The following is a 4118-nucleotide window of genomic DNA, read 5'->3' on the forward strand; positions in this document are numbered from 1 at the left end:
GGGTCTGCTTGCGCTTAGCGGCGTATTCGGCATCGGCGAAGGTCATTTGATTCATCATCGAAAAGCTCGGCGATTGGTGCCCGGAGATTTTGCCAAATCAGGAAGTCTTTTTCAGGATTTCCCTAACGTTCTCTTCAATGGCTGTTAACCCGTATGCAAGGAGCGCGATCATGAGCAGCATTATGGAAACCGTTAAAGGCATGTTGGCCAAGCAACTCGACATGGCAGAAAAAGACATAAAACCAGAATCCACCGTCCTAAGTTTAGGGGCAGACAGCTTAGACTCTGTTGAGTTTATTATGCGTATAGAGAATGCGTTTAATATCGAGATACAAGAGGAAGAAATTAAGCAATTCAGAACCGTGCAGAACATCGTCGATTACGTGTCGAAGAGCAAAAATTAAGCCCTGCCTACGTAGGCAACTCTTTAAAACCGGCTGAACACCTCAGCGCCTGGTGGAATAAAGGCCCTTTGCCTCCAGTCAAAACTACCAGTAGCCACCGCCCTGCTTTGCCATTCAATGTATGGCTCCGCTCCGCAGGCCATCTGCCGGGCGAGCCCTGCGGTCGGGAGTTGCGGTGATGGATGCGCTGAATGTCATCAATATCGGCACTGACGGAATCAACTCGTTGTTCAATATCGTTCTGCAGTACGGAACAACTGTCGTTTTGAGGCTGGTGATCGCAGCCTTGTTGTGGATAGTGGGTCGCTGGCTGATCGGCGTGCTGGTGAGGATGGCGCAGCGTTCGCTGACGCGGCAGCGGTTTGATCCGACGGTTCTGCGCTATGTCGGCTCGTTCATCACGGTGACGCTGAATATCATTCTGGTGATCGCCATCTTGAGCTATTGCGGCATCGAGACCACCAGCTTTGCGGCATTGCTGGCGGCCGTGGCGCTGGCGATCGGCATGGCGTGGTCGGGTTTGCTGGCCAATCTGGCGGCAGGCGGTTTCATCATCGTGCTGCGGCCCTTCAAGGTCGGCGATATGATTTCGGCTGCGGGTGTGACCGGGACAGTGGTCGAAATCGGACTGTTCGTCACGTCGATCAACACCTCGGAAAACGTGTTGAATCTGGTGGGCAACAACAAGATCTTCTCTGACACGATCATCAATTTTTCCAGCAATGATTTCCGCAGCGTCGAACTGACCGCAATATTGCCAGGCACTGCCGACGAGCAGGCGATCATTCCGCGCCTCAAGGATCAAATCGCCCGCCTCCCCAATGTACTGAGCAGCCCCGCGGTCGATGTGCATCTGTCCTCTACGACAGCCGATTCCATCACACTGTCAGTACGGCCCTATTGCCACAATAATCACTATGATTCGGTGCATCGCCAGACGCTTGCCCTGATCAGAGCGTTGATGCTGAACATGTCTGAGCGGCACGCATAGGCAAAATTCATCGCCCACCGGCTAACCTGAACCCGTCAGCAGCCGATTAAAAGACCTCGGCCTTTTTTTTGGCCCCTGCCTTTTACTCTTACGGATTCAACCATGAGCTTTCTATCTCGTTTTCGGGCCGGCACTTCGCGGACCGGAGGCGTACTCAGTGTCATTACGTCCGCGCGGGAATTGAACGACACGCTGTCGGCGTTAAGTTTTGACCCGGTCTACCTGACAGGCTTCGTTTCACCTCACGTCGACTTCGGTCAGGTTGCCCAGTCTGTCGCGGCACGCTTTCCCAACGCCAAGATCAGCCTGTGTACGACATCCGGCGAACTGTGCTCCAGCAATGATTCGCTGTATTGCGCGGCGGGTAATCAGTGGGACCGGATCGTGCTGGCGCTGTTCGACTCAAGCGTTATCCAGAGTGCCGAGGTGGTGCATATTCCCCTGCACAGCGAAGATATTCGCGGCGCGGGCAAGCGACTGTCCATGCGTGAGCGCATTGCGCGGCTGACCGACTCGATCAAGCGCACTCAGGTCAGCACGCCTATCGACCACAGGGATACGCTGGCCTACGTCACCTTTGACGGGCTTTCGGCATCGGAGTCGTTTTTCATGGAAGCGCTCTACGAGTCAGGGCGTTTCCCATGCCTGTTCGTGGGTGGCTCTGCAGGCGGCAAAAGCGACTTCAAGAAGACGCTGATTCACGACGGTAAACGCAGCTACGAGAACCATGCTCAGGTAGTGTTTCTCAAGAGCGCAAAGAATGTGCGCTTTGGCGTCTTCAAGAGCCAGAACTTCGAGCCAACGCAACTGAGTCTGAGTGTCCTGACCGCCTCGCTGGAAGAGCGCTACATCAGCCAGGTGGTCAATTCCAGAGGCGAGATTGCCACGATGGTTGCAGCGCTGTGTGATGCGCTTAAGTGCGAGCGGCATGAGCTGGAAGGCAAGCTGGCGCAATACTCGTTCGCCATTCGGGTAGGCGAGGAATTGTTCGTACGCTCCATTGCGCGCATCGATTATGAAAGCGAGCGGGTTCATCTGTTCTGCGACGTGGCACCCGGCGAAGAACTGGTGATGGTCAAACGGACGTCGATGATCGACACCACGCGCAAGGACTTCGCGCGCTTTCTACAGGGCAAGTCCGGCAAGCCGCTGCTCGGCCTGTTGAGCGACTGCATTCTGCGTCGTCTGAACAACGGCAGTGAATTGGGCCGCATGAATGATGTGTTCGGCGAGACGCCAGTGGTGGGCTTCTCGGCCTTCGGTGAGATTCTGGGTTTGAACCTCAACCAGACCCTTACCGCAGTGTTCTTTTTCAAGGTGCCGGAAGGTCAGCCGTTCCGCGACGATTACATCGATAACTTCATTGCCTATTACGGCGAATTCAAGGCGTTCTTCCTGCGTCGGCAGATCAAGAAGCTGGCCGGTTTGAGCCATGTAGTGGTCAAGCAGATCGACCAGTTCAAGCAGCGTAACTTTGTGCAAACCATTGACCCGAGTGGTCTGGACGAGCAGATCCGCCCGGTGTTCGGCGGCCTGAGCGATCTGGGCGATGTACTGGTCAAGGCTCATCAGGATCAGGAAGAAATCGCCGATCAGTTGCGCCACTACTCAGGCGAGCTGCATGTTTCGATGGATGAACTGTCCCAGACCATCACGCAGCAGGAAACGGTCATCGACAAGGCGGGTAATACCGTCAAGAGCCTGGTCAGCCAGGCCGACGAGGTCGTGCTTGGCTCTCGGGAGCTGGCCAAGTCCAGCCTGCGCATCCAGTCAGTTGTGCAGATGATCCAGCAGATCGCCGGGCAGACCAATCTATTGGCGCTGAACGCCGCCATCGAGGCAGCTCGGGCCGGCGAAATGGGCCGTGGCTTTGCAGTGGTCGCCGATGAAGTGCGTCAGCTGGCGCAGAAAACCACGCAAAACGCGAATGACATCGGCACGGATATCGAGCGTCTGGCCGAGGAGATTCGCAAGGTCGCGCAGCATATCGAAGAGCAATCCCTGGAAGTCGGCACGCTCACCAGCCTGCTGGCGGAGCTGGAAGGCTCCAGCGACATGACCGCGGGCACCTCGCAACGTACCCGGCAACTGGCGGATACCCTGCGCGGGCTCACTCGATAGCAGTGCCTCTGCTGTCAGGACGGTACATTGCCCGTCCTGACAGCAGACCGTGTTGCAGGCGGCTTACTGGTTACCCAGCACGCCGACCTTGCCCATCACGTTGCTCATGAATTGCTGCACGGTCATTTTCTGGCCATTGAAGTCGACCATCTGGTTGGCATAACGCAGGTCGGAAACGATGTTGTCACCATCGACCTTGGCCAGTTGCATCATCTCGGCCATGGCACTGGCCATGTCGCCAGCGGCCTTGGCCTGCTCGGCGATGACCTTGAGGTCGGTCTGGCCTTCACGAATGGCTTGCTGGGTAGCAAGATCGCGGATCATCGGCTTGGACAGGACAACCTTGGCGTTGACTTCGCCCAGACTTTTCAAGAGCAGCGAATCGGAAGGCTGATCGAGCGGGCCTGGATCGGCCAGGTCCACCGCGATGCGCATGTGGCTTTCGCCGTTGCTGGTCTTGAGCGAGAGTTTTTCCAGTTCGATATGCGGCTTGGCGATCAGCAGCTTTTTCATCTGGGTGTTCATCAGCTCTTGATCAGCTGGTATGCCCCCCGAAGGTTGGACAATTATCCACTTACGCTGCCTTGGCGGCCTGCATCCTG

The 4118-nt window shown here is 56.2% G+C and carries 3 protein-coding genes and 2 pseudogenes; 4 read left to right on the plus strand and 1 reads right to left on the minus strand.

The features are described 5' to 3' along the window. Positions 1 to 170: 170 nt before the first annotated feature. The 4 genes and pseudogenes from acpP to AO277_RS29690 all read left to right on the plus strand — a co-directional run. On the plus strand, positions 171 to 404 hold the full coding sequence (gene acpP / locus AO277_RS11380; protein ID WP_031597411.1) for an acyl carrier protein: 234 nt from the start codon (positions 171 to 173) through the stop codon (positions 402 to 404). Between the two features lie 178 nt (positions 405 to 582). After that, positions 583 to 1395 carry a mechanosensitive ion channel family protein gene (locus AO277_RS11385; RefSeq protein WP_002555853.1) on the plus strand — a complete coding sequence of 271 codons (813 nt, stop codon included), beginning with the start codon at positions 583 to 585 and terminating at the stop codon, positions 1393 to 1395. A gap of 102 nt (positions 1396 to 1497) precedes the next feature. After that, positions 1498 to 2604 (plus strand): annotated as a pseudogene (locus tag AO277_RS29685) (FIST signal transduction protein); the annotation flags it as partial. Between the two features lie 555 nt (positions 2605 to 3159). After that, positions 3160 to 3516, plus strand: a pseudogene (locus AO277_RS29690) (methyl-accepting chemotaxis protein); the annotation flags it as partial. Between the two features lie 63 nt (positions 3517 to 3579). Here the strand turns inward: AO277_RS29690 and AO277_RS11395 are convergent. Next, positions 3580 to 4118: DUF945 family protein (locus AO277_RS11395; RefSeq protein ID WP_143492754.1), on the minus strand; the 539-nt coding region annotated here is incomplete at its 5' end.

The organism is Pseudomonas amygdali, from assembly GCF_002699855.1.
GTDB classification, from domain to species: domain Bacteria; phylum Pseudomonadota; class Gammaproteobacteria; order Pseudomonadales; family Pseudomonadaceae; genus Aquipseudomonas; species Aquipseudomonas amygdali.

Coding starts and splice junctions, on each gene's coding strand:
- AO277_RS11385 (WP_002555853.1), top strand. CDS start 583: ATGGATGCGCTGAATGTCATCAATATCGGCACTGACGGAATCAACTCG.
- acpP (WP_031597411.1), top strand. CDS start 171: ATGAGCAGCATTATGGAAACCGTTAAAGGCATGTTGGCCAAGCAACTC.